Raw genomic sequence first — 1990 nt, forward strand, 5'->3', positions numbered from 1 at the left:
ACCATTCGCACCGGAGTTAAACAGCTCAGAAAGGCTATGGGAGTGGATGCGGGAGCATGACTTATCAAACAAAGCATTTTCAGGTTATGAAAATATTGTAGATTGTTGCTGTGAAGCTTGGAATAACCTTTGCAGCGAAGCTGGTCGACTGTTCAGTCTGTGCTCCCGTGATTGGGCAGTTATACAGTAGTTAGAAAATTCAATTGGTATAAGCCGTGATTTCCAGGTTTCTATGGAAGTCCTGATTGAACTCTTCCCTGATAGCCTCCTGCTGAGCGGCCTGGGCTCCTTTTTCTGGCAGCGCGCTTGAACTGATCAGCTGATGTTGAGGATGACTGGAAGAGTAAGTTCTGACAGTGTTTGAACATTGAAGGCTGTGTTCCCAGAAATCCTGTATGGGTGCGAACCTGTTAAGCCCGTCTGTTAAAAGGCTACACAGTCCAAAGTCATTATTTGATGCCAGTTGTTCCGCAATACTTCTGGTTAATTCAAGATCATTGCTCAACTGGGTAAGTCCTTCCTGCATGCCCAAACTCTGATAGTTATCCAGAATCCCCTGATATTTCTGGTTGAGTTGAACTTCATTGACTGAAGTTAAGTCACCGGCAACTATTGGTTGCCATGGATATGGGAGGCTGGAAAGTATCCTTTGTCTGCCAGTCTCGCTTGAATGGGTGAGTTCCGGAACGGCTGCTTCTTTTGAGTCGCTTGTATCTTTGCTGGGCTTGGTTGTTGTTTCAGCACTCGATTTCATGTTTGGGGTTAGGTCTTTAATTAACACCGCCCTGCCTGGAATGGTCTTTTGCCTGTGCTGTTTTTCTGGCTCTGGAAGGGACTTGGTTACTTCTGGCTTTTCTTTGTCTGGAGTGTCGTTTTCTCTGAGTGGCTGATGCGTTATGGGCTGGTTAATGGGGGGCAGTCCTTTATCCATCGCTTTTTTGTCACAGTCCATAAATTTAAATGCCTGAGTTTCTATCGGCACTTCTGAGATACTCTTCATGGTTATGAAAGGTAGAATGTGCAAACAGGAAGTGGTGAGCTATGATGCGTGCCGATAATAATTCCTGGAGTCCGGTCATGAGCTCAGATACCTTTTTCCTCAGTGATGAGAACACCCTTTATGGGCGTATGAAAGCGGCCTCCCAGGAGGACTGGCATAACTACTGTCATCATCCGTTTGTTCAGGGAATTGCAGATGGATCGTTGCCTCTTGCCTCTTTTCGTCACTACCTCCAGCAGGATTACCTGTTTCTGATCCACTTTGCCAGGGCTTACTCACTGGCGGTTTATAAGTCGGATAACCTTGAAGATATGCGCTCGGCATCGGAGTCTGTGAGCGGCATCCTGGGAGAAATGACACTGCATCTGGCGTATTGTCAGGAATGGGGGCTGACAGAAAAGGATGTGGTCAGCCTGCCGGAAGCCCGGGCCAATATGGCTTACACCCGTTATGTGCTGGAGCGGGGAATGGCTGGTGACATTCTTGATCTTTATACGGCGTTATCTCCCTGTGCAGTCGGTTACGCGGAAATTGGGTATCGTTTGAAGAACGATCCAAACACGCTTAAAGAGGGCAACCCATATTGGGCCTGGATTGAAACCTACGGTGGTGAAGAGTATCTGGAAGGTGCCAGAAAGCAGATTGAGAGGCTGGATCATCTCGCGAAGACCCGTTATAACGCCGCCCGTATGGATTCACTCTGCCAGACTTTCCGGGAAGCAACCCGTCTGGAAATCGGGTTCTGGCAGATGGGAATGGATTGCTCGTTTTAAACGAGCCTGTAAATAATTCTGTGTAAACGCCACCAAAACTATTACTCCTTGAACCGGTCAGGAAACATAATTTCAAACCGGTTCATGGCTGCTTTCCAGTTCCTGATCGGCATGGTCCATTTCTCGGAAGCTTTTTCCATGGCCAGATAGATTACCTTCATGACTGACTCATCAGTCCGAAAAATCTTCCGGTTCTTGATCGCCTTACGAATGACGC

The 1990-nt window shown here is 47.4% G+C and carries 2 protein-coding genes and 2 pseudogenes; 2 read left to right on the forward strand and 2 right to left on the reverse strand.

The genetic code is table 11. The annotated features are described in order from the left end of the window. A pseudogene (locus tag AK963_RS36170) lies at positions 1 to 190 on the forward strand (IS630 family transposase); the annotation flags it as partial. 9 nt (positions 191 to 199) lie between these two features. On the opposite strand, the gene AK963_RS28290 reads toward AK963_RS36170, so the two are convergent. Next, entirely contained in the window at positions 200 to 952 is a 753-nt protein-coding gene (locus AK963_RS28290) for a hypothetical protein (RefSeq protein WP_066018632.1), read from the reverse strand. A 125-nt stretch (positions 953 to 1077) separates the two neighbouring features. Between AK963_RS28290 and tenA the strand changes: the two genes are divergently transcribed. Then, a complete protein-coding gene (tenA, locus tag AK963_RS28295; protein WP_066018633.1) occupies positions 1078 to 1773 on the forward strand; it encodes a thiaminase II in 696 nt (231 codons plus the stop codon). Between the two features lie 41 nt (positions 1774 to 1814). On the opposite strand, the pseudogene AK963_RS36175 reads toward tenA, so the two are convergent. Beyond that, positions 1815 to 1990 (reverse strand): annotated as a pseudogene (locus tag AK963_RS36175) (IS256 family transposase); the annotation flags it as partial.

This window comes from Endozoicomonas atrinae (genome assembly GCF_001647025.1).
GTDB classification, from domain to species: domain Bacteria; phylum Pseudomonadota; class Gammaproteobacteria; order Pseudomonadales; family Endozoicomonadaceae; genus Endozoicomonas; species Endozoicomonas atrinae.